Annotated in this window: 24 protein-coding genes; 12 read left to right on the plus strand and 12 right to left on the minus strand. The window is 38.3% G+C overall.

Going from position 1 to position 24,440, the window contains the following annotated elements:
- Positions 1-199 precede the first annotated feature (199 nt).
- From ACS5PU_RS24075 to ACS5PU_RS24100, 6 genes are all read right to left on the minus strand, one after another.
- Positions 200-751, minus strand: coding sequence for a NifU family protein (locus ACS5PU_RS24075; RefSeq protein WP_439461709.1), 552 nt, complete (start codon positions 749-751; stop codon positions 200-202).
- Between the two features lie 87 nt (positions 752-838).
- Entirely contained in the window at positions 839-2,185 is a 1,347-nt protein-coding gene (purB, locus tag ACS5PU_RS24080) for an adenylosuccinate lyase (RefSeq protein ID WP_439461710.1), read from the minus strand.
- A gap of 125 nt (positions 2,186-2,310) precedes the next feature.
- Entirely contained in the window at positions 2,311-2,508 is a 198-nt protein-coding gene (locus ACS5PU_RS24085; RefSeq protein ID WP_439461711.1) for a hypothetical protein, read from the minus strand.
- Positions 2,509-2,651: 143 nt separating this feature from the next.
- Positions 2,652-2,873: a hypothetical protein gene (locus ACS5PU_RS24090; protein WP_439461712.1), complete on the minus strand. Its 222-nt coding sequence runs from the start codon at positions 2,871-2,873 to the stop codon at positions 2,652-2,654.
- Between the two features lie 130 nt (positions 2,874-3,003).
- Positions 3,004-3,222 (minus strand): hypothetical protein, encoded by a 219-nt coding sequence (locus ACS5PU_RS24095; RefSeq protein WP_439461713.1) that lies wholly within the window; start codon positions 3,220-3,222, stop codon positions 3,004-3,006.
- 142 nt (positions 3,223-3,364) lie between these two features.
- Positions 3,365-3,583, minus strand: a complete 219-nt coding sequence (locus ACS5PU_RS24100; protein WP_215127991.1) for a hypothetical protein — start codon at positions 3,581-3,583, stop codon at positions 3,365-3,367.
- Between the two features lie 203 nt (positions 3,584-3,786).
- Here ACS5PU_RS24100 and ACS5PU_RS24105 point away from each other — a divergent pair, with 203 nt between their 5' ends.
- The 4 genes from ACS5PU_RS24105 to ACS5PU_RS24120 all read left to right on the plus strand — a co-directional run bounded on the left by ACS5PU_RS24105 (position 3,787) and on the right by ACS5PU_RS24120 (position 6,655).
- The gene (locus tag ACS5PU_RS24105; RefSeq protein ID WP_439461714.1) at positions 3,787-4,353 is read left to right on the plus strand and encodes an RNA polymerase sigma factor; all 567 of its coding nucleotides are present in this window, start codon (positions 3,787-3,789) and stop codon (positions 4,351-4,353) included.
- Between the two features lie 8 nt (positions 4,354-4,361).
- A complete protein-coding gene (locus ACS5PU_RS24110; RefSeq protein ID WP_439461715.1) occupies positions 4,362-5,459 on the plus strand; it encodes a S1C family serine protease in 1,098 nt (365 codons plus the stop codon).
- A gap of 155 nt (positions 5,460-5,614) precedes the next feature.
- Positions 5,615-6,250, plus strand: coding sequence for a peroxiredoxin (locus tag ACS5PU_RS24115; RefSeq protein WP_439461716.1), 636 nt, complete (start codon positions 5,615-5,617; stop codon positions 6,248-6,250).
- Between the two features lie 207 nt (positions 6,251-6,457).
- A complete protein-coding gene (locus tag ACS5PU_RS24120; RefSeq protein WP_029276380.1) occupies positions 6,458-6,655 on the plus strand; it encodes a cold-shock protein in 198 nt (65 codons plus the stop codon).
- A gap of 233 nt (positions 6,656-6,888) precedes the next feature.
- Here ACS5PU_RS24120 and ACS5PU_RS24125 read toward each other — a convergent pair whose 3' ends face one another.
- The 4 genes from ACS5PU_RS24125 to ACS5PU_RS24140 form a co-directional block, all read right to left on the minus strand.
- Positions 6,889-8,076 (minus strand): class I SAM-dependent methyltransferase, encoded by a 1,188-nt coding sequence (locus tag ACS5PU_RS24125; RefSeq protein WP_439461717.1) that lies wholly within the window; start codon positions 8,074-8,076, stop codon positions 6,889-6,891.
- Between the two features lie 95 nt (positions 8,077-8,171).
- Positions 8,172-9,434: an aspartate kinase gene (locus ACS5PU_RS24130; protein WP_439461718.1), complete on the minus strand. Its 1,263-nt coding sequence runs from the start codon at positions 9,432-9,434 to the stop codon at positions 8,172-8,174.
- A gap of 1 nt (position 9,435) precedes the next feature.
- Positions 9,436-9,903 carry a GNAT family N-acetyltransferase gene (locus tag ACS5PU_RS24135; RefSeq protein ID WP_439461719.1) on the minus strand — a complete coding sequence of 156 codons (468 nt, stop codon included), beginning with the start codon at positions 9,901-9,903 and terminating at the stop codon, positions 9,436-9,438.
- A gap of 1 nt (position 9,904) precedes the next feature.
- Positions 9,905-10,606 carry a YggS family pyridoxal phosphate-dependent enzyme gene (locus ACS5PU_RS24140; RefSeq protein WP_439461720.1) on the minus strand — a complete coding sequence of 234 codons (702 nt, stop codon included), beginning with the start codon at positions 10,604-10,606 and terminating at the stop codon, positions 9,905-9,907.
- Positions 10,607-10,699: 93 nt separating this feature from the next.
- Here ACS5PU_RS24140 and ACS5PU_RS24145 point away from each other — a divergent pair, with 93 nt between their 5' ends.
- The 5 genes from ACS5PU_RS24145 (at position 10,700) to ACS5PU_RS24165 (ending at position 16,673) form a co-directional block, all read left to right on the plus strand.
- Positions 10,700-11,233, plus strand: coding sequence for a DUF4296 domain-containing protein (locus ACS5PU_RS24145; RefSeq protein ID WP_439461721.1), 534 nt, complete (start codon positions 10,700-10,702; stop codon positions 11,231-11,233).
- 1 nt (position 11,234) lies between these two features.
- Positions 11,235-13,613: an endonuclease MutS2 gene (locus ACS5PU_RS24150; RefSeq protein WP_439461722.1), complete on the plus strand. Its 2,379-nt coding sequence runs from the start codon at positions 11,235-11,237 to the stop codon at positions 13,611-13,613.
- Positions 13,614-13,865: 252 nt separating this feature from the next.
- Positions 13,866-14,957 (plus strand): PQQ-dependent sugar dehydrogenase, encoded by a 1,092-nt coding sequence (locus ACS5PU_RS24155; protein WP_439461723.1) that lies wholly within the window; start codon positions 13,866-13,868, stop codon positions 14,955-14,957.
- A 295-nt stretch (positions 14,958-15,252) separates the two neighbouring features.
- Complete coding sequence (locus ACS5PU_RS24160; protein ID WP_439461724.1) at positions 15,253-15,960, plus strand: CoA transferase subunit A; 708 nt, start codon at positions 15,253-15,255, stop codon at positions 15,958-15,960.
- 53 nt (positions 15,961-16,013) lie between these two features.
- Positions 16,014-16,673 carry a CoA transferase subunit B gene (locus ACS5PU_RS24165; RefSeq protein ID WP_439461725.1) on the plus strand — a complete coding sequence of 220 codons (660 nt, stop codon included), beginning with the start codon at positions 16,014-16,016 and terminating at the stop codon, positions 16,671-16,673.
- 169 nt (positions 16,674-16,842) lie between these two features.
- Here the strand turns inward: ACS5PU_RS24165 and ACS5PU_RS24170 are convergent, their stop codons facing one another.
- Positions 16,843-17,487: a uridine kinase family protein gene (locus tag ACS5PU_RS24170; protein WP_439461739.1), complete on the minus strand. Its 645-nt coding sequence runs from the start codon at positions 17,485-17,487 to the stop codon at positions 16,843-16,845.
- A 2-nt stretch (positions 17,488-17,489) separates the two neighbouring features.
- Positions 17,490-19,004, minus strand: coding sequence for a LysM peptidoglycan-binding domain-containing protein (locus ACS5PU_RS24175; RefSeq protein ID WP_439461726.1), 1,515 nt, complete (start codon positions 19,002-19,004; stop codon positions 17,490-17,492).
- Positions 19,005-19,289: 285 nt separating this feature from the next.
- On the opposite strand from ACS5PU_RS24175, the gene ACS5PU_RS24180 reads away from it, so the two are divergent.
- From ACS5PU_RS24180 to ACS5PU_RS24190, 3 genes are all read left to right on the plus strand, one after another.
- Positions 19,290-19,769 carry a Dps family protein gene (locus tag ACS5PU_RS24180; RefSeq protein WP_439461727.1) on the plus strand — a complete coding sequence of 160 codons (480 nt, stop codon included), beginning with the start codon at positions 19,290-19,292 and terminating at the stop codon, positions 19,767-19,769.
- Positions 19,770-19,969: 200 nt separating this feature from the next.
- Positions 19,970-21,805 (plus strand): UbiD family decarboxylase, encoded by a 1,836-nt coding sequence (locus ACS5PU_RS24185; protein ID WP_439461728.1) that lies wholly within the window; start codon positions 19,970-19,972, stop codon positions 21,803-21,805.
- A gap of 46 nt (positions 21,806-21,851) precedes the next feature.
- Positions 21,852-24,275 (plus strand): hypothetical protein, encoded by a 2,424-nt coding sequence (locus tag ACS5PU_RS24190; protein WP_439461729.1) that lies wholly within the window; start codon positions 21,852-21,854, stop codon positions 24,273-24,275.
- The last annotated feature ends 165 nt before the right edge of the window (positions 24,276-24,440 follow it).

The raw sequence follows: 24,440 nt of genomic DNA on the forward strand, positions 1-24,440 counted from the left end.
GCATAAAAACCTTGACGACATTTTAATGTGCCGCTACCGCTTTAGGTAATCTGATTAATAATTTAAGCAAATTAAATATTTGTAATCCTTAAAATAAAAGACCAATACAAATCTAAAGGACGGGAAAGAGGTTCACATAAAAAAAAGGTCCCGATTTTCATCAGGACCTTTTTACTATATACTATGAAAAATGCACAAATTATAGGGCTTCCGAAACCACTTCTGTAACTTCAGGTACCATTCTTTGCAGAAGATTCTGGATACCTGATTTCAAGGTAATGGTAGAAGATGGACAACCACTGCACGAACCGCGTAATTCAACCGTTACCACACCTTCATCAAAAGATTTATAGGTAATTGCTCCGCCATCCTGCTCCACAGCCGGACGAACGTAATCGTGCAAAATCTGTTGGATTTTGATCTCTGTTTCAGAACCTTCAAATGTAGGTGCCTCATCAGCAGTTGCTTCCTTAATTTTTAATTCAGATTCTACAGCGCCTTTAACAAATTCTTTTAAAATCGCTTCGATATCTGCCCATTCAGCGTCCTCTGTTTTAGTAATCGTAACAAAATTACTGGCGAAAAAAACGCCAGAAACAAAGTTGAACTTAAATAACTCCTTTGCAAAAGGTGAGTGTTCTGCACTTTCTTTAGTTGCAAAATCTTCACTGCCATTTATTAACAGCTTATTTACCATAAATTTCATGGTAGCTGGATTCGGAGTCTGTTCTGTATATACGTTAATCGTCATGTCTTAATCAATTTGAATAAACAAAATTAACAATTAGTCATTAATAAAGCGCTGTACAGCTGTCTGCTTAGCGTCAATTTAATTCAACTAGAAAATGCCAGTATAATTAAATGGCGTAATGGTTCTTAACTGCGCTTTAACATCTTCAGAAACCGCTAATCCCTCAATAAACCCGGCAATACTTGCAGCATTGATTTTTGAGTTTGTTCTGGTCAGTTCTTTTAACGCTTCGTAAGGGTTAGGGAAGTTTTCTCTACGTAAAACCGTTTGGATAGCCTCGGCAACAACCGCCCAGTTCTCATCTAAATCGGCCTGTAAAGCAGCTTCGTTTAATAAGATTTTGTTTAGGCCGCGCAAGGTTGCATTGATGGCAATCAAGGTATGACCAAAAGGAACACCAATATTTCTTAATACGGTCGAGTCAGTTAAATCACGCTGTAAACGTGAAATTGGAAGTTTTGCCGCAAAAAACTCAAATAAGGCATTGGCAATTCCAGCGTTACCCTCTGCATTTTCAAAATCAATAGGGTTAACCTTGTGTGGCATGGCCGATGATCCGATTTCACCAGCTTTAATTTTCTGTTTGAAATAGTTTTTCGAAATGTAGGTCCAAATATCTCGGTCTAAATCGATAATGATGTTGTTAATACGTTTCAACGCATCGCATTGTGCCGCAAATTGATCGTAGTGCTCAATCTGTGTGGTATGTTGCGCACGTGTTAAACCTAGCGTTTCATTTACAAATTGATTGGAAAAGTCTACCCAGTTCACTTCAGGATACGCAATGTGGTGGGCGTTGAAATTTCCGGTAGCACCGCCAAATTTGGCACTGTTCGGAATATTTTTTAAGCTTTCTAGCTGGATACTTAAACGATCGGCAAAAACCAAAAACTCTTTACCCAATTTGGTTGGAGAAGCAGGTTGCCCATGGGTGTGTGCCAGCATGGGTACAGCTGCCCATTCGGTTGCCAATGCATTTACTTTTTCTATTAAACTTTGAATGGCAGGATAATAACTTTCGTTCAGCGCAAGTTTAACCGAATAGGGGATGGCTGTATTATTGATATCCTGAGAAGTTAAACCGAAATGGATAAACTCTTTGTAGTTTTGAAGTGATAGCGCATCGAATTTACTTTTAATAAAGTATTCTACTGCCTTAACATCATGGTTGGTAACTTTTTCGGTTTCCTTAATTTCCAAAGCATCGGCCTCCGAAAAATTTTCGTGGATTTTGCGTAATGCTGCATAAAGGTTTTTATCAAAATTTTGCAGTCCAGGCAAGTTGATTTCACAAAGTGCGATAAAATATTCGATTTCTACAAAAACACGGTATTTTATCAATGCTTCCTCTGAAAAGTAAGCAGCTAAACTTTCGGTTGTTTTTCTGTAACGACCATCAACTGGTGAAATAGCCTGTAGTGATGTTAAATTCATTATGCGGATTATATTTTTGCCGCAAATTTACTACAATTGATGGATTTAAGGTCTTGATTTCTGCAAATTAATATAAATAAAAAAGGCCTTAGAATTTCTAAGGCCTTTTTTGATGAAAAGATAAACTATTTTTTAATTGTATCTTTTACAGTAGTGTCTTTTACAGTTGTATCTTTTACTGTAGTATCTTTAACAGTAGTATCAACAACTGTAGTATCTACAGCAGATGAATCACCGCCTTCAGCTTTTTTTTCTGAGTTACAAGCCGCAACAGATAAAGAAAGCGCTAGAGCTAAAAAGCCAAATTTAAATGCATTTTTCATTTTTTTTTTTCGATTTGTTTGGTTTTAAAAATTAATTACACGCTAATTTATATAAAAAACTTAAAAATTTCGCCCTTATTTTTAAATAAAAAAGGCTTCGATTTGAAATCAAAGCCTTTTTTTGGTGAATTTTTGAAATAAAATTAGTGTTTTACTTCTTCTGTAGTCGTTGTAGTAGCTTTTACTGTGGTATCTTTTACTGTAGAATCTTTAACAGTAGTATCAACTGCAGTTGTATCCGTAATAATTGTCGAAGAATCGGTAACTGTTGTGTCAGCACCGTCAGCTTTTTTGTCTGATCCGCAAGCAGCAACTGTTAAAGATAAAGCAAGGGCTAAAAAGCCTAATTTGAATGCATTTTTCATTTTTTATAATGTTTTAGGTTAAACTTATACTATTAATACCCAAAACCTTAAAAGGTAACCCGATTATGGATCATAACAAAAAAGCCTCCTGATTTTTACATCAAGAGGCTTTTTTTATAAGTAAGTTAGACTAGTGTTTAACTTCAGTTTTTTCTGTAGTAGTTTTTACAGTAGTATCTTTTACAGTAGAATCTTTAACTACAGTATCTTTTGCAGTTGTATCAGTAACGATAGCAGAAGAATCAGTTAAAGTAGTATCAGTACCTTCAGCTTTTTTTTCTGAGTTACAAGCAACAACTGATAAAGATAAAGCTAAAGCTAAAAAGCCTAATTTGAATGCATTTTTCATTTTGAATAATTTTTGTTTTAAGTAAATTAATTAATTTACCTCTTAATACAGGTAAATGGAAAAGGTAACCCAAAAAAATAAAAAAAAATAAAAAAGGCTTCCAGTGCAAAACTGGAAGCCTTTTTTATATGGTAAAGTTAGACTAGTGTTTAACTTCTTCTGTAGTTGTAGTAGTTTTTACAGTAGTATCTTTAACTGTAGAATCTTTAACTGTAGTATCTTTTGCAGTAGTATCAGTAACGATAGTAGAAGAATCAGTTAAAGTAGTATCAGTACCTTCAGCTTTTTTTTCTGAGTTACAAGCAACAACTGATAAAGATAAAGCTAAAGCTAAAAAGCCTAATTTGAATGCATTTTTCATTTTTGAATTTTTTTAAGTAATTAATTTTCTTGTTAATGCCGCAAAGGTAAAAAGGTAACCCGATAAATTGAAAAAAAGTGAAAATATTTTTTCTTGCTATTTGGGTTACCGTTAAGCTTAAGTTTGTATTAAGCATTTATAGTAGCTATAAATATTTTTTTGTCTAATATTGGGTTACTATTTATAGAAAAATGTATTAACTAGTGAATAACAGTTTAAAGAGTTCAGTTCCAACAGATAGAGAGGTTATTTTAGGTATTCTAAATAACTCAGCCGATACACTTAACAAGTTATACAAGGCGTATTATGCAATGGTTTTGCAGTTTATCCTTAATAATAATGGCGACGAAGATGATGCAAAAGATGTTTATCAGGAAGCGATTATTATTTTATATAACAAAATTAAGGAGGGTAATTTCGAGCTCAGCAGTAAACTGAAAACCTATATTTATTCTGTTTGCAGGCGGATTTGGCTTAAGAAACTAAGCTTAAACAGTAAAAAAGCCGGCAACATTACCGATTATGAGGATGTGTTTGCCGTTGAGGAAGATGTTGAACAGCACGAAGAGAAAGACCTGGCCTTTGTAAAAATGCAATCGGCGTTGGATCATCTTGGCGAACCCTGTAAAACTATTATTCAGGATTTTTATATCCACAACTTATCCATGCAGGATATTTGCGAAAAGTTTGGTTACACCAATACCGATAATGCAAAAACACAGAAGTACAAATGCCTGCAAAGGTTAAAGAAAATATTTTTTCAAGCATAAATAGTGAAATGAGAAACGATTTGGAGTTAGATGCAATTATTGAAGATTACTTATTAGGTAAGCTTAATGCACAGGAAACTGAAGCTTTTGAACAGTTACGCCGTAATGATGCCACTGTGGATCATAAGGTGGTTTCGCATAAGTTTTTCTTAGAATCCATAGAGATGTTTGCTGCCCAGGTTCATTTGAAAGCGCAGTTAAACCAGATTCATTCAGAAATTGATGTGGATGGTTTGGCTTCGGCGCTGAGGCCGCATCCATCGCGTGTGGTTCAGCTGTGGCGCAAACATAAATCGGCAATTGCCATAGCCGCTTCTTTTTTGGTACTGTCGTTGGTTTCAGTTTATTCCATCCAGCATAATACCAGGCAAAAAGAACAACTGGTATTGCTAAGCAGCCAGGTAAATAAAGCCATAAAAACACAAAATAGCCTGATTAGAAAAATAAACAGCACATCTGCTGTTGTTGGAAAACCTGCAGTTCAAAATAGTGTTGGGGGTACGGGTTTTGCCATTTCTTCTAATGGATATATCTTAACCAATCTTCACGTAATTAATGGTGCAGATTCGCTTTACGTTCAAAACAGTAAAGGAGAGTCTTTCAAGGTTAAATCAGTATATACCGATCCACAGAACGATATTGCTATTTTAAAGATCAGCGATAAAAATTTTGCAAACCTATCTACTTTGCCCTATACAGTTAAAAGAAGTACAAGCAGCATCGGCGAAATGGTGTATACTTTGGGTTATCCAAAGGATGATGCCGTTTTAGGCGAAGGTTATGTAAGTTCGAAAAACGGCTTTGTGGGCGATACCACGCAATATCAAGTTGCAATTGCTGTAAATCCTGGTAACAGCGGTGGCCCGGTATTGGATAACAATGGTAACTTGGTGGGCATCATCAGCAGTAAGCCCGATCAAACTGAAGGTGCTGCTTTTGCTGTCAAATCAAAATATATTTTAGAGGCGATGCGTGCTATTCCTCAAGATTCTTTAGGGAAAAATAAGCTTTCTGTCAATAAGAAAAGTGCATTATCTGGGTTGAAACGTACAAAACAGATTGAAAAACTTCAGGATTATGTTTTCATGATCAAAGCTTACAATTAATACCCCCAAACAAATTAATATTCTTGAAGCCCTGTTGATTAAACTCTTCAGGGTTTTTTGTTTTATAATCTGGATGTCTTAAAATAAGATAATGTCTATGTATTTAGTATAGTATTTGTTAGATTTGTTTAAATCAACTTTAATTAAATCATATTATGAGTATAAGACTAGGTGATACCGCACCAAATTTCCAGGCCGATACCTCGATAGGCAAAATAGATTTTTACGAATATTTAGGCGATAGCTGGGGCGTATTGTTTTCCCATCCGGCCGATTATACCCCTGTTTGTACAACAGAGCTGGGCAGAACGGCAGCGCTTAAAGACGAGTTTGAGAAAAGAAATGTTAAAGTTTTGGCTTTAAGCGTAGATTCGGCAGAATCGCATAAAGGTTGGATTAACGATATCAACGAAACGCAGCATACATCGGTAGAATTCCCGATTATTGCCGATCCGGATAAAACGGTGGCCAATCTTTATGATATGATCCATCCAAATGCTTCAGAAACATTAACCGTAAGGTCATTATTTGTTATCAGTCCCGATAAAAAGGTTAAGTTAACCATTACCTACCCAGCATCGACCGGTAGAAACTTTAACGAAGTATTGCGTGTAATCGATTCTTTACAGCTTACGGCCAATTATAGCGTAGCCACACCTGCTGATTGGAAGGATGGTGAAGATGTAATTGTGGTGAACAGCATTAAAACGGAGGATATTCCTGCTAAGTTTCCGAAAGGACATAAGGTTATAAAGCCATATTTACGCACTACGCCACAGCCCAATAAATAATTTGGTCATTTTTTTAAGGAACGCAACATTATTGTTGATTGGCCAAAATGGGCTTGTATTATATCCTTAAATTATTATATTTGATAGTTTTGTTTCAATATTAGCGCTTAATCTGATTGTTTTATTCGTTTTAATGGTCAATTGGTTGAATTAAATAAGAATCAAAGCGTAGAAGTTTATTTATTTTATACAATTTTTTATTTTTTTATGGCAACCGGAAAAGTTAAGTGGTTTAACACTCAAAAAGGCTTTGGATTTATTGTGCAGGAAGACAATAAAGACTTATTTGTACATTTTAAAGATGTTTTAGGTGGAATCGAAAGCTTAAAAGAAAACGACACAGTAGAATTTGAAGTAGCTGAAGGCAGAAAAGGTTTACAGGCCGTAAACGTTAAGAAGGTTTAAGCGATATTTATACTTAATTTCTTCATCCCTGCAAAAAGCCTTTCGAAAGAAGGGCTTTTTGTATTAAGAACGGCGTCAACCTGATTTAGATAGCTAACTGATTTATTTCAGGAGCTTTTAGCAGGAAAGATGCTGACCACTAAGTAGCTATTAGACCTTTGAAGACCATAGAACTACTAATAAAAGAGTTCAGCATGACGATCTGTAGGTGTGAGACGGCACAAAAACTGAGGCTAATAATACTGAATAATCGAAGCCTTTAAAATCACATTATCTCCATTGGCTACTTTGGTAAAAATCAGAAACTGATCTTGATGGGGTTTTATTTTATACTTTTTGACCAGCTCTTCGGGTTTTGCAGGGTAATTTCTAACGATTACATTTCCGGTTAAGTTAACAAGCTTTTTGAGGGCTCCTGTAGTTAAAATTTCCTCAATTTTAAATATACGGCCAGGAAAGTCAGTATTGATTGTAGCAGAAGTGTATAATTGCGTTTGCGGATGCAGTTTGGATAGGTTATAGGCTGTGCCGATTAAATTAAATGCACCTGATTTTAACAATGCAGCATCTGGTTCGTATAAATAATGGCCGCTATTTAAGGTGGTTGCAAATTCGACAGTCTCATTAACGGATAGCCTATTGAAGGAAAATTTTTTTTCAATTTCCTGATTTAAGGTTACGGCAATAATTTTGGTGTCCTGATTAAAACCTTTGTCAATTACCCATAAAAGTTCTTTGCATTCGTTCTTCACGCTCACAATGTGGATTTCGCTTACCTGTTTTAATTCGGAAAGACCTGCAGTGATGTCGAGCAAAGGAGCAGTTTTGATGATTATTCTTTCCGATTTTTCCAATAATGCGTCCAAGTTGGCTACAATATCGGGCGTACAATCTTTCAGCATAAAAACCTTTCCTTTTTCGGCTCTTCTTGCAGGGTCTACATAAACCGTATCGAAGTGTTGGTTCGCGGCCTTAACATAAGCAATTCCATCTTCTGCTTTAAAGCTGATGTTATCTGCCTGCAGCGCTGTAGCATTGTGTTTGGCCATTGCAGATAAACCGGGATTGATTTCGCAATGTGTAACTTCTTTTACTTTTTTTGAAAAATAATAGCTGTCAACTCCAAAGCCACCGGTTATATCAATTAAGGTATCGCCTTTGGCCAGTGTAGATTTATACTGCGCCGTAATTTCGGAAGATGTTTGTTCGATAGAAAGTACTGGCGGATAGTAAATGTTTTGGGCATTAAACCAGGTTGGTAATTTCTTTTCTGATTTCTTTTTAGCGGAGATCTGTGTAGCCAGTTCTGCTGCACTTATGCCTTCAAACGGACTCTTAGCTAAAGCAATCTGATTTACATCTGCATTTAGGTTTGCATTGATGTAATCTTGAACGGCTGTAGCTAAAAGGTTGTTGTTCATTTGATGGTGTTATGTGTTTTGGAAGCTAGTATCGAGTAACAGGATCAAAAGTATAGATGCAACGGTCTTGATACTCAATACTTGAAACTAATTCCCTACTTATTCTTCATCACCATTTGGCAGGTATGGCGGCTTTTCACTTCCAGCAAAATATCTTTATCAACGGTTACACGGTCTATCGTTTGTTGGTTGTAATACCTGATAGTTACGAGCTCTAATCCTTTATTGTATTTTACGGTAAATTCTTGCGATAAATCTTTAATCAGTTTTTCGATTTGAGTGGGGTGATCGTCAACACTTACCGAAAAACTTATGGCTGAGTTGAGCATGGTATTTATTTTGATCTTATGTGTATGGAAAAGCTCAAAAATGTTGCTCAGGTTTTCTTCTATTATAAATGAATAATCTTTCGGAAAGATAGAAATCAGCGCTTGGTTAACCTTAAAAATAAAAGATGGAACAGGTAATGGATTATTTTCTTTTGTAATGGCTGTTCCGGTACCTTCTGGCTGGATAAATGACCTTACAAAAAGCGGAATACCTTTGTTTTGCAGTGGTTTTATCGTTTTCGGGTGGATTACCGTTGCACCATAGTAAGTAAGCTCTATTGCATCGTGGTAAGAAAGCTGGTCTATCTTTTCGGTTTCATCGAACCACTTAGGGTCTGCATTTAAAACCCCCGGTACATCTTTCCATATGGTAAGTGCAGCGGCATTAAGGCATGAAGCAAATATGGCAGCCGAATAATCAGAGCCCTCACGGCCTAAGGTTGTGGTATAGTTTTCACTTGTGCCGCCAATAAAACCCTGTGTTACAATGATGTTTTCGGATAGGAGGGGGCTTAAGTCTTTTTGTATAATCTGGTTAGTTTTAGCCCAATCTACTTTTCCTTCGCGGTAGGTGTTATCGGTTTGGATATAATTGCGCGCATCGGCCCAAAGTGCTTTATTGCCGGTTTCGTTAAGCCAAGCAGCCACAATTTTGGTAGATACCACCTCGCCGATGGATACAATCTGATCGTAAATGTAATCTGGATTGTTATCTGGTTCGTCTTCAATCAGCCAGTCGATTTCGACAAAGGTATTGGCCACATCATCGTACACCACATTGTGTTTGCCCTGAAAGAGCTGATCTATAATGTTGAAATGAAAATGTTTAACCTCTTCAAAAATGGCGTGTGCATTTTCATCTTGCGATAAATAGGCCTGCGTAAGTGCCTCCAGTTTATCGGTAATTTTGCCCATTGCCGAAACCACTATAAGCAGGTTTCCTTTTTTGTAATCGCGAACAATATTGGCCAGATTTTTTACGCCATCTGCATCTTTTACCGAGGCACCACCAAACTTAAAAATATCCATATTAAAATGCCTTGATCTGTTCTTTAGAGAAAGCTGCGTTTAACCAGCCGCTTTCTAAATGTGCTTTATATTTATTGTAAAAATTTATGGCGGGTTCGTTCCAGTCTAATACCTGCCAAACCATACCGCTATAATTGCCGTTTTTGGCTTCTTCTATAACTTTTTCAAACAACACCTTACCCAATCCTTTTCCCCTATATTCTTCGGTTACGATAAAATCTTCGAGGTACAGCCTGCAGCCTTTCCAGGTAGAATAGCGCGTGTAATAAAGTGCAAAACCTACAATGGTATTATCTACTTCGGCCACATAAGCTTTCCAAACCGGGTTTTCGCCAAAACCGGCATCCACAAAATGGTCTAGGGTAACGGTTACTTCTTCGGGTGCCCGTTCATAAACGGCAAGCTCGTTAATCAGTTCTAATATTCTTGGGCAATCTTCAGCCGTTGCAAATCTGATGTTAAAATCCATATTAATTGGCTGTAATGTCGTTTTTGAAATGTTTGATTACCCTTTTGCCAAAAATACTGCTGCCAATGCGTACCATAGTACTTCCTTCTTCAATGGCGATTTTATAATCGGCACTCATTCCGGTCGATATTTCTTTAAAGGCATCATCTTTACGGAAAAAACTTACTTTAATGCCGTCAAAAAATACTTTTAGTTCATTAAATTCAACGGTAATCTGCTTTTCGTTTTTGGTGTTGGTGGCAATGCCCATTAAGCCTACAATGCGGATGTTTTTCAGCTCAGCATATTCTTCCGCGCGTAAAAGCTCAATTACTTCGTCAAAACCAAGCCCGAATTTAGTATCTTCATCGGCGATGTAAACCTGTAATAAACAATCGATTACCCGTTTGTTCTTGGCAGCCTGTTTGTTAATTTCCTGAAGTAACTTTAAGCTATCAACGCCATGTATAAGTTTAACAAAAGGTGCAATATATTTAACTTTATTGGTTTGCAGGTGGCCAATAAGGTGCCATTCGATATCTGCAGGAAGCTGCGCCTGTTTATCAACCATTTCCTGTACATGGTTTTCGCCAAAAATACGCTGTCCGGCGTTGTATGCCTCTAAAATTGATTCAATAGGTTGTGTTTTTGAAACTGCAATCAGTTTAACCCCGTCCGATTCAACTTCGCTTTTATATTGTTTAAGATTATCAGCTATGCTCATTTATAACTATTTTTGGTAAAATTAATAACCTTGCCGCAATTTGGGCAAAAAATAATACTTTAATTCAGGATGAAGAGATTAATATGGGTTTTAATGACAGCTGTATTATGGTTTGGCTGCAAACCAGGCATACCAGATGATATTATCAAACCCGATAAAATGGAGAAGATTTTATACGACATGCACATTGTAGATGGTTACCTATCCAGCATATATGCGGTAGACTCGGCCAAAAAAGTTGCCGCAGGTTATTACAAAGGTATTTACAAGAAATTTGGAACAGATTCGGCACAGTATAATAAAAGCTTAATCTGGTACAATACCAACCCTAAAGAGTTGGAGACCATGTATAAAAACATACAAAAAATGTTGACCATGCAGAAAAAAGGTACTGCACTGGCCGATTTATTAATTAAGAAGAAAATATTTAAAGCCGATTCATTAGCTATTGTTAAGAAATTTAAAAAGGATTCTCTTGCCATCAGAAAAAAAATGAAACCAGATTCTTTATCGAAGGTGAAGGCTTTAGCGGAAATTGCCAAAAAGAAAAAAGAGGCAGATTCGCTGATTAAAATAAAAAAAGCGGGCTCGTTAGCAACGTCTTCAAGCCCAACAATGGTACAATAATATGTTATATCCCGAAAATTGTTTAGAACGTTTAGGTTTTGTAGAGATAAGGCAGCTGATAAGTAAGCATTGCTTAAGCCCAATGGGGCAGGCCATGGTACAAAAGATGCAGGTGATGAACCGTTTTGATCAGATCGATAAATTTTTACGGCAAACAAATGAATTTAAAGGCATCCTGCAAAACCAGGAGCCGTTACAGATCAATACTTTTTTTGATATTAAATCGCTGGTTGAGAAAATCAGGGTAGAAGGAACCTATCTGTTAGAAGATGAATGGTTTCAGGTATATACTTCTTTGCAAACGGTTTTTTCGGTACTTCGCTTTTTCGAAGAACGTGCCGAAGTATACCCAACCCTCGAAGCGCTGTTTGAGCATTTACCCATTGAAAAAAATATCCTCCGGAAAATAGAAACTGTAATCGACCCGAAAGGAAAGATTAAACCCAATGCCTCGAAAGAGCTGCAGGAAATTACCTCGGCTATTTCGAAAACTGAGCAGGATGTACGGAAGCGGATGGATTCGATTTACAAACAGGCCATAGCCAATAACTGGGTAGCCGACGGCAGTTTGACCATACGCGATGGCAGGATGTGTATCCCCGTGCTGGCAGAAAATAAGCGGAAGCTTAAGGGTTTTGTGCACGATGAATCGGCAACCGGGCAAACCGTTTATATTGAGCCTGAAGAAGTTTTTACCTTAAATAATAAGCTGCGCGATTTGGAATTTGATAAGCGCAGGGAAATTATTAAGATTTTAATTGCCTTAACCGATGATCTGCGTCCATATTCACCATTATTGCTTTCGTACCATGGGTTTTTAACCAAACTGGATTTCGTACGTGCTAAAGCATTATTTGCGCTGGATATTGAAGCTGAAATGCCTGGTTTGTTAAAAGAGCCCAAAACAAAGCTCATCAATGCGAGGCACCCTTTGTTATCGATATCATTTGCGGCTGAAAAGAAAACGGTAACGCCGTTAAATATTCACATCGATGCTGAAACACGTGTGGTATTGGTATCGGGACCTAATGCGGGTGGTAAATCTGTTTGTATGAAAACAGTTGGTTTGTTGCAGATTATGCTACAAACAGGCTTGCTGATTCCGGTGGATGCGAATAGCGAAGTAGGTATTTTTGAAAACATTTTTGCCGATATTGGCGATGATCAATCCATAGAAAGTGATTTAAGTACCTATAGCGCGCACCTTAAAAAGATGCGTTATTTTGTAGAGCATGCCTCTCCAAAAACGATGGTGCTGATTGATGAATTTGGTACAGGTACCGATCCGCAGTTTGGTGGGCCTATGGCAGAAGCCGTTCTAGAAGTGTTGAACAATAAAAAAGTTAAGGGGGTAATTACAACCCACTATTCTAATTTAAAGCTTTTTGCAGGTAATACACCAGGTTTGGAAAATGCTTCGATGCTTTTTGATAACGCCAAAATGAAACCGCTTTATGTTTTGGAAATGGGCAAGCCCGGCAGTTCTTATGCATTCGAAATTGCACAGAATATTGGTTTACCAAAAGAGGTAATTGAACTGGCCAAACAAAAAACAGGATCGAACCAAAACCGTGTGGATACCATGCTGGTTGATTTGGAGCGCGAAAAGAAGAATGTGTATGATGCGAAAGTAAGTTTGGCCAACCAGCAGAATAAGGCTAAAAACCTGGTGGCTGAAAATGAAAAGCTCAAAGCGTTTTTAGAAGAAAATAAGAAAGTGCTGATTAAAGAAGCCAAGCAAGAAGCACAGAACATTATCAAAAACGCAAATAAACTGGTAGAAAATACCATTGCCGAGATTAAAGAAAAACAGGCAGATAAAGCGGTTACAAAAGAGCTCCGTCAGAACCTGCAAAAGGAGTTGGTAAAAAATACTATTCCGAAAGAGCGGCCAAAACCATTACCGGTGGTTGTTGGAGGTGAAATTGAAGTTGGCGATTTGGTTAAATTTACAGATAGTGAAACCCTTGGACAGGTTTTAGAAATTAACCGCAACGAACTGATTTTGGCCATTGGCGATTTACGTTCGACGGTTAAAAAGAACCGTGTTCAGAAAGTGAGCAACAGGGAAGCTAAAAAGGTAGTGCAAAGCAGTGCAAATTCTTTTGCCGGACGGATGAACGAAGCTGTTTCTGGCTTCAGGGCAGAACTTGACCTCCGTGGTAAACGTACTGAAGATGCCTTGTTCGAAGTTGAAAAATATTTGGATAAAGCCATTATGCTGGGTTTTCCATCTATTAAACTTATTCATGGCAAGGGAGATGGCATACTGAGAAAAATGATCAGGGAATATTTACGGAAATACAGTCAGGTGAATAGGATGGAGGATGAGCATGCGGATAGAGGCGGTGATGGAATAACCTATGTGTATTTGAATTAGGTAAGATGGATGATGGGAAATGGATGATGGAGGGGCTTTTGATGTAGTGGTGTTGGATGTACCGTCCGACACAGCTTAGCTAATATTTTGCGATAAATCGCGGTGCTATTTATGCACGCCTTAGAAACGAGCGCAAGCATTCTGCTTTAAACTGCTAGATGGCAATATCTTACAGCAATTTAACGGATTATAATTAGCTCAGAATATAAAACTTTATGGCTGTAACGGTGTTATTTTTAAAACGTTACAGCTATGAGAACAGTACTACTCTGCCTATTTGTAATGCTACTTGTTACAAATTGCAAAAAGAATGGTGATGATGGTAATGAAAACCCAGGTACATTGCCCGATGTAGAATTAAAATCAAAAGTTGTTGTTGCCGGATTGAACCTTCCATGGGAAATGGTTTATGGACCAGATAATTTGATCTGGTTTACCGAAAAGGCCGGTAAAATCAGTAGGCTAAATCCATCAACAGGTCAGGTTACACCATTACTTACCATTACCGAAGTACGCAACAATGGAGAAGGTGGATTGCTAGGGATGACCCTTCACCCGGATTTTACTGCCAATCCATATGTTTATGTAATTTACGGCTATGGTACCACCTATAAAGCCAAAGTTGTTCGGTATACCTATTCTGGTGGTAGTTTAGCCAGTCCGCAAATATTGTTAGATCAGATTCCTGCGGCTTCTATACACAATGGTTCGCGTTTATTAATCAGTGGAGGCAAGCTATTTATCAGTACCGGTGATGCTTCTGATACTGCAAACCCTCAGAATGTAAATTCTTTGGCCGGTAAAATTCTAAGGATCAATTTAGATGGCTCCATTCCTGCAGATAACCCTTACCCCAATAATCCAGTTTGGAGTTTAGGGCACCGTAATGCACAGGGACTTGTTCAGGTTGGAAACAAAATATTTTCTTCAGAGCATGGTCCCGATTCGGATGATGAAATTAATATCATTGAAAAAGGAAGAAATTATGGATGGCCAAATATTAAAGGTTTTTGTAACGAAAGTAGCGAACAGTCTTTTTGTTCCATCAATAATGTGGCAGAGCCGCTTATTAATTGGACACCGACCATTGCCCCAAGTGGTTTAGCCTATTATAATTCGGATTATATACCCCAGTTTAAAAATTCTCTGTTATTGGCGGTATTAAAGAGAACAAAGCTGATGCAGCTTAAACTGGATGATGCGCAGACCAAAATTACCGGAACGAAAGATTTTTATGTAAATACCTATGGCAGAATAAGGGCTGTTTGCCAATCTCCAGAAGGTAAGATTTACATCTGTACCAGTAACGGAAGTGATGATAAAATTGTAGAAATAGGAAAGTAGGAAATTATTTTTTCCTGCCTGGACATTTTTTGCAGCGTTTGCCTTTCTTAAATTTCTCGCAGCACTTTTTATGCTCTGCTGTACAACTTAGTATAAAGCCCATTCCTTTTTGAAATTCAGGATCGGTGGGCAGTATGAATATGTTTTCTTCTCTCTCGTAAATCATTGCAGCACAAAGGTAATGGTTATTTAGAATAATTCCAATCATTAAATTTCAATATGGATTTATAAAATTATAAATGCAGTATTTTTGATGGCAATTTGTAATTTAGCGGACTAACCAAAAATTCATAAGATGATAAATAAAGTTGTATCTGGAGCCGAAGAGGCTATTCACGATATATCAGATGGGGCAACCATTATGCTCGGTGGTTTTGGGCTTTGTGGCATTCCAGAAAACTGTATAAACGCTTTGGTAAATAAGCAGGTAAAGCATTTAACCTGTATTTCTAATAATGCTGGTGTAGATGATTTCGGTATTGGTTTAATGCTGAAACAGCGCCAGGTCAAGAAAATGATTTCTTCGTACGTTGGCGAAAATGCCGAATTTGAAAGGCAGCTGCTTAGTGGCGAACTGGAGGTTGATCTTATTCCACAGGGTACTTTGGCTACACGCTGTTTAGCTGCCGGATATGGTATGCCAGCTATTTTTACACCTGCTGGTGTTGGAACTGAAGTGGCCGAAGGAAAAGAAATCCGCAATTTTAACGGCAAAGATTATTTAATGGAATATGCCTTTGATGCCGATTTTGCAATAGTAAAGGCATGGAAAGGCGATACAGCAGGAAACCTGATATTTAGATCAACCAGCAGGAATTTTAATCCGGTAATGGCCATGGCCGGTAAAATTACCATTGCCGAAGTAGAAGAACTGGTAGAAGCCGGAGCGCTTGATCCTGATTATATCCACACACCGGGTATTTACGTGCACCGTATTTTTGAAGGTAAAGATTATGAAAAAAGAATTGAACAGCGGACGGTAAGGAAGTCAGAAGTCGAATAGCAGATTAGCACATTCATTCATTCAAAATTCTTTCAATCTATCATTAAAAAAATATGTTTTCAAAAGAAGAAATTGCACAGCGTATCGTTAAAGAAATAAAAGACGGTTATTATGTTAACCTCGGAATCGGCATACCAACCTTGGTGGCCAATTATATCCCGAAAGGCATTAATGTGGTATTACAATCAGAAAATGGATTATTGGGCATGGGGCCATTTCCATTTGAAGGAGAAGAAGATGCCGATTTAATCAACGCCGGAAAACAGACCATAACCACCTTGCCAGGCTCGTCTATTTTTGATTCGGCCATGAGTTTTGGCATGATCAGGGCACAAAAGGTAGATTTAACCATTTTAGGAGCCATGGAGGTATCCGAAAATGGAGACATTGCCAATTGGAAAATACCCGGTAAAATGGTTAAAGGTATGGGGGGTGCAATGGATTTGGTGGCATCGGCCAAAAACATTATTGTGGCCATGCAGCACATCAATAAAGCTGGAGAGAGTAAGCTTTTGCCCAAATGTACCTTGCCTTTAACTGGCGTAAAATGCATTAAAAAAATTGTAACCGAACTGGCCGTATTGGATGTTCTGCCCGAAGGTGGCTTTAAGCTTTTGGAACGGGCACCTGGGGTAAGTATCGAGTTTATTCAGCAATCTACAGCAGGTAGGTTGGTGGTAGAAGGTGATATTCCGGAGATGAGGTTGGATTAGTGGGAGGCGAAGCACTCTGTCTAACTCAATTTAGCATTTGGAAAGCTGTATCATGATAAAGATGTCATCCTGAGCTTGTCCAAGGGCTTACCTACAAGCATTGGAAAAGCGTTTCGACAAGCTCAACGTGACAAATCCTGATGGATTTAATTTATGATACAGCCGGTTTTTAGTCTATATCTACCAAAATGCTGTTCCTTAAATCATTCGAAATGGCTTCCGTAATGGCTATAATTTCATCAGGTTCGTTGGTATTGTTCATAACTACCTTATGGCATTGTTCGCGGTAGGGCAGTAGGTATTCTTTATAAGCCGGTACAACATGGTTATGCCATTTGTACAAAACATCATCTTCAGGGTAGCCACGTTCTAAACCATCGCGTTTGATACGGCGGTCTAAAGCAACGTTTTCATCGGCATCTACAAAAATAGTATGATCAAGCAGGGCTGCAATTTCTTTAAAATGAAGAATGAAAAGACCTTCAACAATAATAATCGGTGCCGATTTGATTTCTAAGATTTTAACTACAGCAAGCGGATTATTGAAATTATACTCTTTCTTGTAAACCACTTCACCGTTTATCAGTTGTTTAATGTCCCTTAAAAACTGCTCGCTATCAATAGTAGAAGGAAGGTCGAAATTGTAGAGTTTATTTTCTTCCTGGGTCATTTCGCCGGCAGGGATGTAATAATCATCCTGCGAAACAAGGGTTACCTCATCCTGTTTAAAATGATGGAGAAAACAGTTTAAAAAAAATGTTTTACCCGATCCACTTCCACCGGCAATACCAATAATAAAGGGCTTTTTGTTCAAACTCATTGAGCACTATAAGTTAAATTGCAGAAAAAACGCTTGTCTAAAGCACCCAATGAATCGGCTACTGCTTTAGTCATTACAATTATAACATCTTTTGTGGATTCGTTCTCTGTAAATTTACCAACAACTTTTGCAAAGGTTGTGCGGTTGGTCATTGGGTTGGTAATCTTAATCACCCTGCCCACAGGTGCTGTGCGGTGTAAAACCAACATTTTTGTCCCATCCAGATCCTGATCGGCAATCCAAACTGCGGTACCTTTTTCTTCTATCTGGCTAAGGCCATATACACTTGGGTCGCGGCGCAGCTTAGGGTCTTTTACCATTGTGCTGTCTGGGTTTCCTTCTTGTTCTTCTTTAGAAAGATCGTTTACAGATTTTGGCTGTGGCGGTTTAGGGATAATCAGTTTTTGATCAACCTTAATGGCGTTATCATCTAGTTTATTTGCTGTTCTGATCTGATAAGCAGTAAGGTTATATTTTTTTGCAATAGAGAAAATGTTTTCACCGGTAGCAACCGTATGGATAAAACTTTCTTCTTTTTGTGCCGGTGTTTCTTTGGTTTTTGTTTCGGCCTGCTTTTCTTTAGGCACCTGTACTTCCGCTACAATACCTCCGGGCACTTTAATCACCTGACCAATGGTAAGGGCATTATCAGGCAAATCGTTCAGTTTTCTGAGCTGATAAGCGGTAACACCATATTGCTTGGCAATGGTAAAAATGGTTTCGTTTCTGAGTACGGTGTGCGTACCTGAGGCATCTGCTGCTTTGTTGTCTTGAACAGGTTTTTCTTCTGCTGCAGCTACAATTTTGCTGTCATCAATATTTTTGGTGGCTGGTATTTTAAGTTTCTGGCCGATGCGCAGGTTGTTGCCAGAAAGGTTATTGGCTTTTTTAATTTCTTCTACAGTTGTTCCGTACTTTTCGGCAATTTTCCCTAAAAACTCTTTAGGCTGCACCGAATGTTCAATCATGGTCTGATCTGATGTAGGTGCATCGGCTGTTTGGCTTTCGGTACTGTTTTTTGCCGGTGGCGTTGCTGGAGCTGCAGCAGCTTGTTCGGTATTTTTTGCAGGGATTTTTAATACTTGCCCTATGCTTAAATTATTGCCTGTTAATCCATTTAATTTTTTAATTTCATTAATGGTTGTGCCGTATTTTTCGGCCAGCATGTTCAGGTTTTCTTTTGGCTTAATGGTATGTTCAACTATATTAGCCGTAGGAGTGCCAGCAGTGGTGTTTGATGAACCGGTGCCGGTAAAAGGAATATTGGTAGGTACTTTGATAATTATACCAACCTGGAGGTATTTGTTGTCGTTAAAGGTCATGATCTCTTTAGGAGAAACATTGTACCTTCTTCCAATGGAATAATAAGTATCTTTTGCTACGGTTTGGTGAACGATCAGTTTTTTGCCTTTATTGTTTTCTACACCGATAGAATCTCTCGCTGCATTGGCTTTGGCATTTGCAATATTCATGGCAAATAACACAACAGCAGATAAATATATTTTATGCATTTATTTTTATGTAAATTTCTAAGTCAAAGGGAGCAATTATACGAATAATATTATTAACCATCTTAAGTTTTAACATTGGTTTTTAGGTAAAAATAAGATGACTTAATGTACGTAAAATGCATATTTTGTTCATTAACAAATGTTTGCAAATTGTTAATTTAAACAACACCGAATATTAAACGAACTTATAAATACGGTATTGTTCAAATGCTGTTTTTTGACTAAAACTTTTATTGAACTGGTTTGTTAAATTGACATTATACACGCTAAAAAAAACAACAAAATATGGATGCTAAAGAAATAAGCCTAAATGAAAAGGAAGTAAAACCAGTTGTAGATCTTTTAAATGATTATTTGGCCAATTACCATATCCACTATCAAAAATTAAGGGGATGCCACTGGAACATTAAAGGACAGAACTTTTTTACCCTGCATATTAAGTTCGAAGAATTGTATACCAATGCCCAGCTTACCATAGATGAAATTGCCGAACGTGTTTTAACCCTAGGTAAACCACCGCATAGCCGTTTTGCCGATTATATTAAAGAATCTCAGATTAAAGAGGTAGATACCATTGGCATGAAAGATCTGGATATGGTTGAAGCAATATTAGATGATATGGCTACACTGATCGAAATTGAACGTGAGGTAATGGAAGCTTCGGATAAAGCCGGTGATGATGGTACCAACGATATGGTAAATAAATTTATGCAGTTTAAAGAAAAGAACACCTGGATGTTAAGGTCTTTTGCTGGTAAAAAATAAGTTTAGTGGTTCATTAGTCAATAGTTCAATGTTCAATAGTTTATTAGGATAATCTAAACCAGCTGAGAACTGCAAACTGCGCGCTGATTAGTTCATTCAAGCTCAGCGATTTTAAGTTCGTAGATAAATAGAAAAATGCAAAATCTGTTTATCTACGGGCTTTTTTGTTTCCAAGAAAATCTAAATATCTATCTTTGGGCATGGCATACAAAAGTTTAGCAGAGTGCGTATCCGACCTTGAAAAACATGGTCATTTAATCAGAATAAAAGAAGAAGTAGATCCTTACCTCGAAATGGCAGCCATCCATTTAAGGGTTTATGAAAACAAAGGCCCCGCCATTCTTTTCGAAAAAGTAAAAGGAAGCCCTTTTCCGGCCGTTTCAAATTTATTTGGAACACTGGAAAGATCTAAGTTTATTTTTAGAGATACGCTGCCCAAGGTGCAGCAGCTGGTGTCGTTAAGGAACGATCCGATCAAAGCCCTGAAAAATCCATTCAAATACGCTGGTTCTGCCATGTCGGCGCTATCGGCCTTGCCACTCAAAACGCCTTCGGCAAAGAGCCGGTTTTTAAAAACCACGATTAGCCAATTGCCCCAGATTGTTAACTGGCCTATGGATGGTGGCCCCTTTGTTACCATGCCGCAGGTTTACACAGAAGATGCAGATAAGCCGGGTGTGTTAAATGCAAACCTTGGGATGTACCGTATCCAGCTTGGCGGTAACGATTATATTCAGGATAAAGAAATTGGACTGCATTATCAGATCCACAGGGGGATTGGTGTGCATCAAGCCAAAGCAAATGCTCTGGGGCAACCTTTAAAAGTAAGTATTTTTGTGGGCGGTCCGCCATCGCACCCGCTTGCAGCTGTTATGCCTTTGCCTGAAGGTTTATCGGAAATGACTTTTGCGGGGGCACTGGGCGACAGGCGCTTCCGTTATTTTTATGATGATGAGGGTTTCTGTATCTCTGCCGATGCTGATTTTGTGATTACAGGTACCGTATATCCAAACGAAAACAAACCCGAAGGGCCTTTTGGCGATCACTTGGGCTATTACAGCTTAACGCATCCTTTTCCTTTAATGAAGGTGCACAATGTTTACCATAAAAAAGATGCAATCTGGTCGTTTACGGTAGTGGGCCGCCCTCCACAGGAAGACACCAGTTTTGGCGCTTTAATTCATGAAATTACCGGTTCTGCCATACCACAAGAAATACACGGCTTAAAAGAAGTACATGCCGTTGATGCTGCAGGTGTGCATCCATTGCTTTTTGCTATCGGTAGCGAGCGTTATACTCCCTACTTAAAAGAAAGAAGACCACAGGAGATTTTAACCATTGCCAACCATATTCTCGGTAAAAACCAATTGAGCTTGGCCAAATATGTTTTCATTGCTGCCAAAGAGGATAACCAGGAGCTAAGTACACATGATATTGAAGCTTTTCTGACGCACATTTTAGAACGGATCGATTTTACACGTGATGTGCACTTTTATACCAATACCACCATTGATACGCTAGACTATAGTGGTGATGGCTTAAACAGTGGTTCTAAAGTGGTAATCGCAGCTGCGGGAGACAAAAAGAGAAGTCTGTGGAACAGCATACCGGCAGGACTTAAATTGACAGCCGAATTCCAGTCGCCCAAAATTGCGATACCCGGCATTATGGTATTAAAAGGCAATGCCTATCTCAATCCGGAGAAAACAGCGGCAGAAATTGCCATGTTGAATATGGCCTTGATCGATCAGGACTTAAGTGGTTTGCCGCTAATTGTGATCGCCGATGATGCTGATTTTACCGCGAAAGACCTCGATAACCTGGTTTGGGTAACTTTTACCCGAAGTAATCCTGCTGCTGATATTTATGGTATTAATGATTTTACAATTAATAAGCATTGGGGCTGCAAGGGTTCTTTAATTATTGATGCCAGGAAAAAGCCCCACCACGCACCCGAATTGATCAAGGATATGGAAGTTGAAAGAAAACTGGATGCCCTAGCGACCAAAGGCGGCAGCTTGTACGGTATTATTTAGTTGAATAATTAAAAGAAAAATCTGATTTTTAAGCATATCCCAGATTATGCTTTCAAGATTATTGATTTCTTTTTTATTCATACTATTGGCCATACCTGTAAGGGCGCAAAACCAAAAGCTGGATAGTGTGGCCAATAACCTTAATAATTATGGTTTAAGTAAAGCCCAATCGGGTCTTTTTGTGCACTTTGATAAAAATGTGTATACCAATAATGATCAGGTTTGGTTTACGGCTTACCTGCTGAAAACGGTAACAGACATTAAACAATACCACACGCTGTATTTATCGCTGATCAACAATAAAGACAGCAGTGTGGTACTTCAGGATAAGTTTTTAATGGACAAAGGGTTTTCGTTCGGCTCGCTAACACTGCCCGATTCGTTGCCCAGTGGTTCGTACCGTTTCGTAACCAATACCAACCTTAAAATAAACGGGCAGCCCGATGGCGGTTTTGTTCAGCCCATAACCATAAAATCGACCACGGTAACCGCTTTAACAGAACAGATCTCCATTTTTAAGCTTAAGGATCAAATTACCGGAAAGGGAACTGTATTGTTAAAAGTGCTCAGCAGCGATAACCGTTTTGTAGAAAATGCGGAGATAAAATACAAAATAGGCCGAAATAAACAGGTATTACAAACCGGAACGGCCAGAAGCAGTGTTATTGGCGAACTGATGATCGATTATCCGGCCGATAAAATTACGACAGAGAATAATCTACTTTTTGTGAGTATTAAAAAAGGAAGAGATACAATATACCGCAAATTTGACCTTCCGGTATTAACCAGCCCCAAGTACCAGGTAAAATTTTATCCAGAGGGCGGTTATCTGGTTAACGGCTTGTTAGCAAAGGTGGGTTTTGAAATCAAAGATGATGAAGGCGCTGCTGTAAAAGCTAAGGCAGTTTTGTTCGAAAACGGAGAGATATTAGATACCATAGGCACAAATTCAATGGGTATGGGTACCTTTATGATCCAGCCTGCATCAGCTAAAAGGTATACTGTTAAACTTTTGCCGGCCGAACAACAGCATATCAGTTATAACCTGCCAGCCGCATTAAGTAGTGGTATTGTGTTAGCTGCTGCCTCGAGTGTGGCTGATAGTACACTTAAAACGCGGATTGAAGCCAATATCAATACCAAAGTGCATTTACTGGTACACAATTTTTCGGCTATTTTTCTTCAAACTGCTTTAAGCCTAACCGCTAACAACGCTCAGCAAGTACGTTTCAAACTAGACTCGGTGCCGGCTGGTTTGCATACCTTAACAGTTTTAGACAGCAATTACAAACCCATAGCCGAAAGAATTTTCTTTGCGCATTACGATCACATTAACCAGGTAGAAATTGGCTTAGATAAGGCAGAATATCTTACCAGAGATAGTGTAGCCATGAAATTAAAAATAACTGATAACCATAAAGCGGAGGTTACCGGGATGGTTTCCATATCCTGTGTGCAGGCCAATCGGATTTTGCTGGCCAATGAAACCAATATTATGGATTATTTTTACCTGAAGGATGACCTCAACGGTTTTTCGAACAATAGTTTTGGATTGAGCTTAACCGATCGCGACTATTTGAATGACCTACTCTTGATTAAAGGCTGGAGAAGATACAAATGGCCAGATGCTCAGCTCAGTGAAGAGGCAAATAACAAAGTGCTTTCAAGCATTGATTACAGCGGAGTAATTACCAAGAAAAAAAAACCATTAAATATTCCGATGGGTTTAACCACTATTGCAGGGTCAAACCTTAATTTTATCAATACCGATAGCGTAGGGCATTTCAATATCCCCTTTTCCAGTCTAATCATCCACGAAACTAAGTTGCCGGTTTGGTTAAGCATGTCGACTACTAAATACGATCAATACGAACTGAAAATTAACAATCCGCAGGAGGAAATTAAAAGCTATGTTATACAACAGGATTTTGTAGCCCCTGTAAATAAAATGGCCGTAATGAGCGAAAACAGCCTGAACATAACTGCTAATTCGGGTATCCGGTTAAAAGAAGTGCTTATCCGTAAAACCAAAGATGACCGGACCGATTTCGCCAAAAATGCCTACGCCAACAGTTGTGGCGATTACGTTTGCCGCTACAACATTTTAAACTGCCCCAATCATGGTGGCGATACGAACAACAGGAGCCCAATTACGGGCCATAGTTATGCAGATGGAAGAGGAGGGACTATTTTTTACCAGGGCTGTACCACGCAGGCACCTAAACCTAATTTTGCTGTTCTGAAAGGTATCAATCTTCCTAAAGAGTTTTACGTTTCTGATGTGAAGAATAAAAATGAGCCGATCAACTTCGCTACCGTTTATTGGAATTATCAGGCCTTGGTAGAAGGGGACACGCCAATCAAATTTAACACAGGAGATCTTACCGGGAAATTTAAGGTTATAGTTCAGGGTGTAACCGATACAGGGGTAATTTATGGAGAGAAAGAGATCACGGTTAAAGCTCAATAGTGCTCAGGCCTTGAAGATCGCCCTCAAAATTATGTTTAAAATCTAAGGCATATCCTTCATGCTCAATCTTTTTGGGTTAGTTGGTTAAAGAAAACTGCAATTATTAACGTATTTACAACGATTGTAACATTTGCGTTAATTTATGGTTGGTACGTGTTAAAATCA

Origin of the sequence: Pedobacter sp. GSP4, from assembly GCF_051857575.1 — a bacterium.
GTDB lineage: Bacteria > Bacteroidota > Bacteroidia > Sphingobacteriales > Sphingobacteriaceae > Pedobacter.

Excerpts from the sequence above, each read along its gene's own strand:
- ACS5PU_RS24085 (WP_439461711.1), bottom strand. The coding sequence starts at position 2,508 with ATGAAAAATGCATTTAAATTTGGCTTTTTAGCTCTAGCGCTTTCTTTA.
- ACS5PU_RS24110 (WP_439461715.1), top strand. The coding sequence starts at position 4,362 with ATGAGAAACGATTTGGAGTTAGATGCAATTATTGAAGATTACTTATTA.
- ACS5PU_RS24190 (WP_439461729.1), top strand. The coding sequence starts at position 21,852 with ATGCTTTCAAGATTATTGATTTCTTTTTTATTCATACTATTGGCCATA.
- ACS5PU_RS24145 (WP_439461721.1), top strand. The coding sequence starts at position 10,700 with ATGACAGCTGTATTATGGTTTGGCTGCAAACCAGGCATACCAGATGAT.
- ACS5PU_RS24120 (WP_029276380.1), top strand. The coding sequence starts at position 6,458 with ATGGCAACCGGAAAAGTTAAGTGGTTTAACACTCAAAAAGGCTTTGGA.
- ACS5PU_RS24175 (WP_439461726.1), bottom strand. The coding sequence starts at position 19,004 with ATGCATAAAATATATTTATCTGCTGTTGTGTTATTTGCCATGAATATT.
- ACS5PU_RS24095 (WP_439461713.1), bottom strand. The coding sequence starts at position 3,222 with ATGAAAAATGCATTCAAATTAGGCTTTTTAGCTTTAGCTTTATCTTTA.
- ACS5PU_RS24100 (WP_215127991.1), bottom strand. The coding sequence starts at position 3,583 with ATGAAAAATGCATTCAAATTAGGCTTTTTAGCTTTAGCTTTATCTTTA.
- ACS5PU_RS24130 (WP_439461718.1), bottom strand. The coding sequence starts at position 9,434 with ATGGATATTTTTAAGTTTGGTGGTGCCTCGGTAAAAGATGCAGATGGC.
- ACS5PU_RS24140 (WP_439461720.1), bottom strand. The coding sequence starts at position 10,606 with ATGAGCATAGCTGATAATCTTAAACAATATAAAAGCGAAGTTGAATCG.
- ACS5PU_RS24160 (WP_439461724.1), top strand. The coding sequence starts at position 15,253 with ATGATAAATAAAGTTGTATCTGGAGCCGAAGAGGCTATTCACGATATA.
- ACS5PU_RS24135 (WP_439461719.1), bottom strand. The coding sequence starts at position 9,903 with ATGGATTTTAACATCAGATTTGCAACGGCTGAAGATTGCCCAAGAATA.
- ACS5PU_RS24180 (WP_439461727.1), top strand. The coding sequence starts at position 19,290 with ATGGATGCTAAAGAAATAAGCCTAAATGAAAAGGAAGTAAAACCAGTT.
- ACS5PU_RS24150 (WP_439461722.1), top strand. The coding sequence starts at position 11,235 with ATGTTATATCCCGAAAATTGTTTAGAACGTTTAGGTTTTGTAGAGATA.
- ACS5PU_RS24075 (WP_439461709.1), bottom strand. The coding sequence starts at position 751 with ATGACGATTAACGTATATACAGAACAGACTCCGAATCCAGCTACCATG.
- ACS5PU_RS24155 (WP_439461723.1), top strand. The coding sequence starts at position 13,866 with ATGAGAACAGTACTACTCTGCCTATTTGTAATGCTACTTGTTACAAAT.
- ACS5PU_RS24165 (WP_439461725.1), top strand. The coding sequence starts at position 16,014 with ATGTTTTCAAAAGAAGAAATTGCACAGCGTATCGTTAAAGAAATAAAA.
- ACS5PU_RS24125 (WP_439461717.1), bottom strand. The coding sequence starts at position 8,076 with ATGAACAACAACCTTTTAGCTACAGCCGTTCAAGATTACATCAATGCA.
- ACS5PU_RS24185 (WP_439461728.1), top strand. The coding sequence starts at position 19,970 with ATGGCATACAAAAGTTTAGCAGAGTGCGTATCCGACCTTGAAAAACAT.
- ACS5PU_RS24090 (WP_439461712.1), bottom strand. The coding sequence starts at position 2,873 with ATGAAAAATGCATTCAAATTAGGCTTTTTAGCCCTTGCTTTATCTTTA.
- purB (WP_439461710.1), bottom strand. The coding sequence starts at position 2,185 with ATGAATTTAACATCACTACAGGCTATTTCACCAGTTGATGGTCGTTAC.
- ACS5PU_RS24115 (WP_439461716.1), top strand. The coding sequence starts at position 5,615 with ATGAGTATAAGACTAGGTGATACCGCACCAAATTTCCAGGCCGATACC.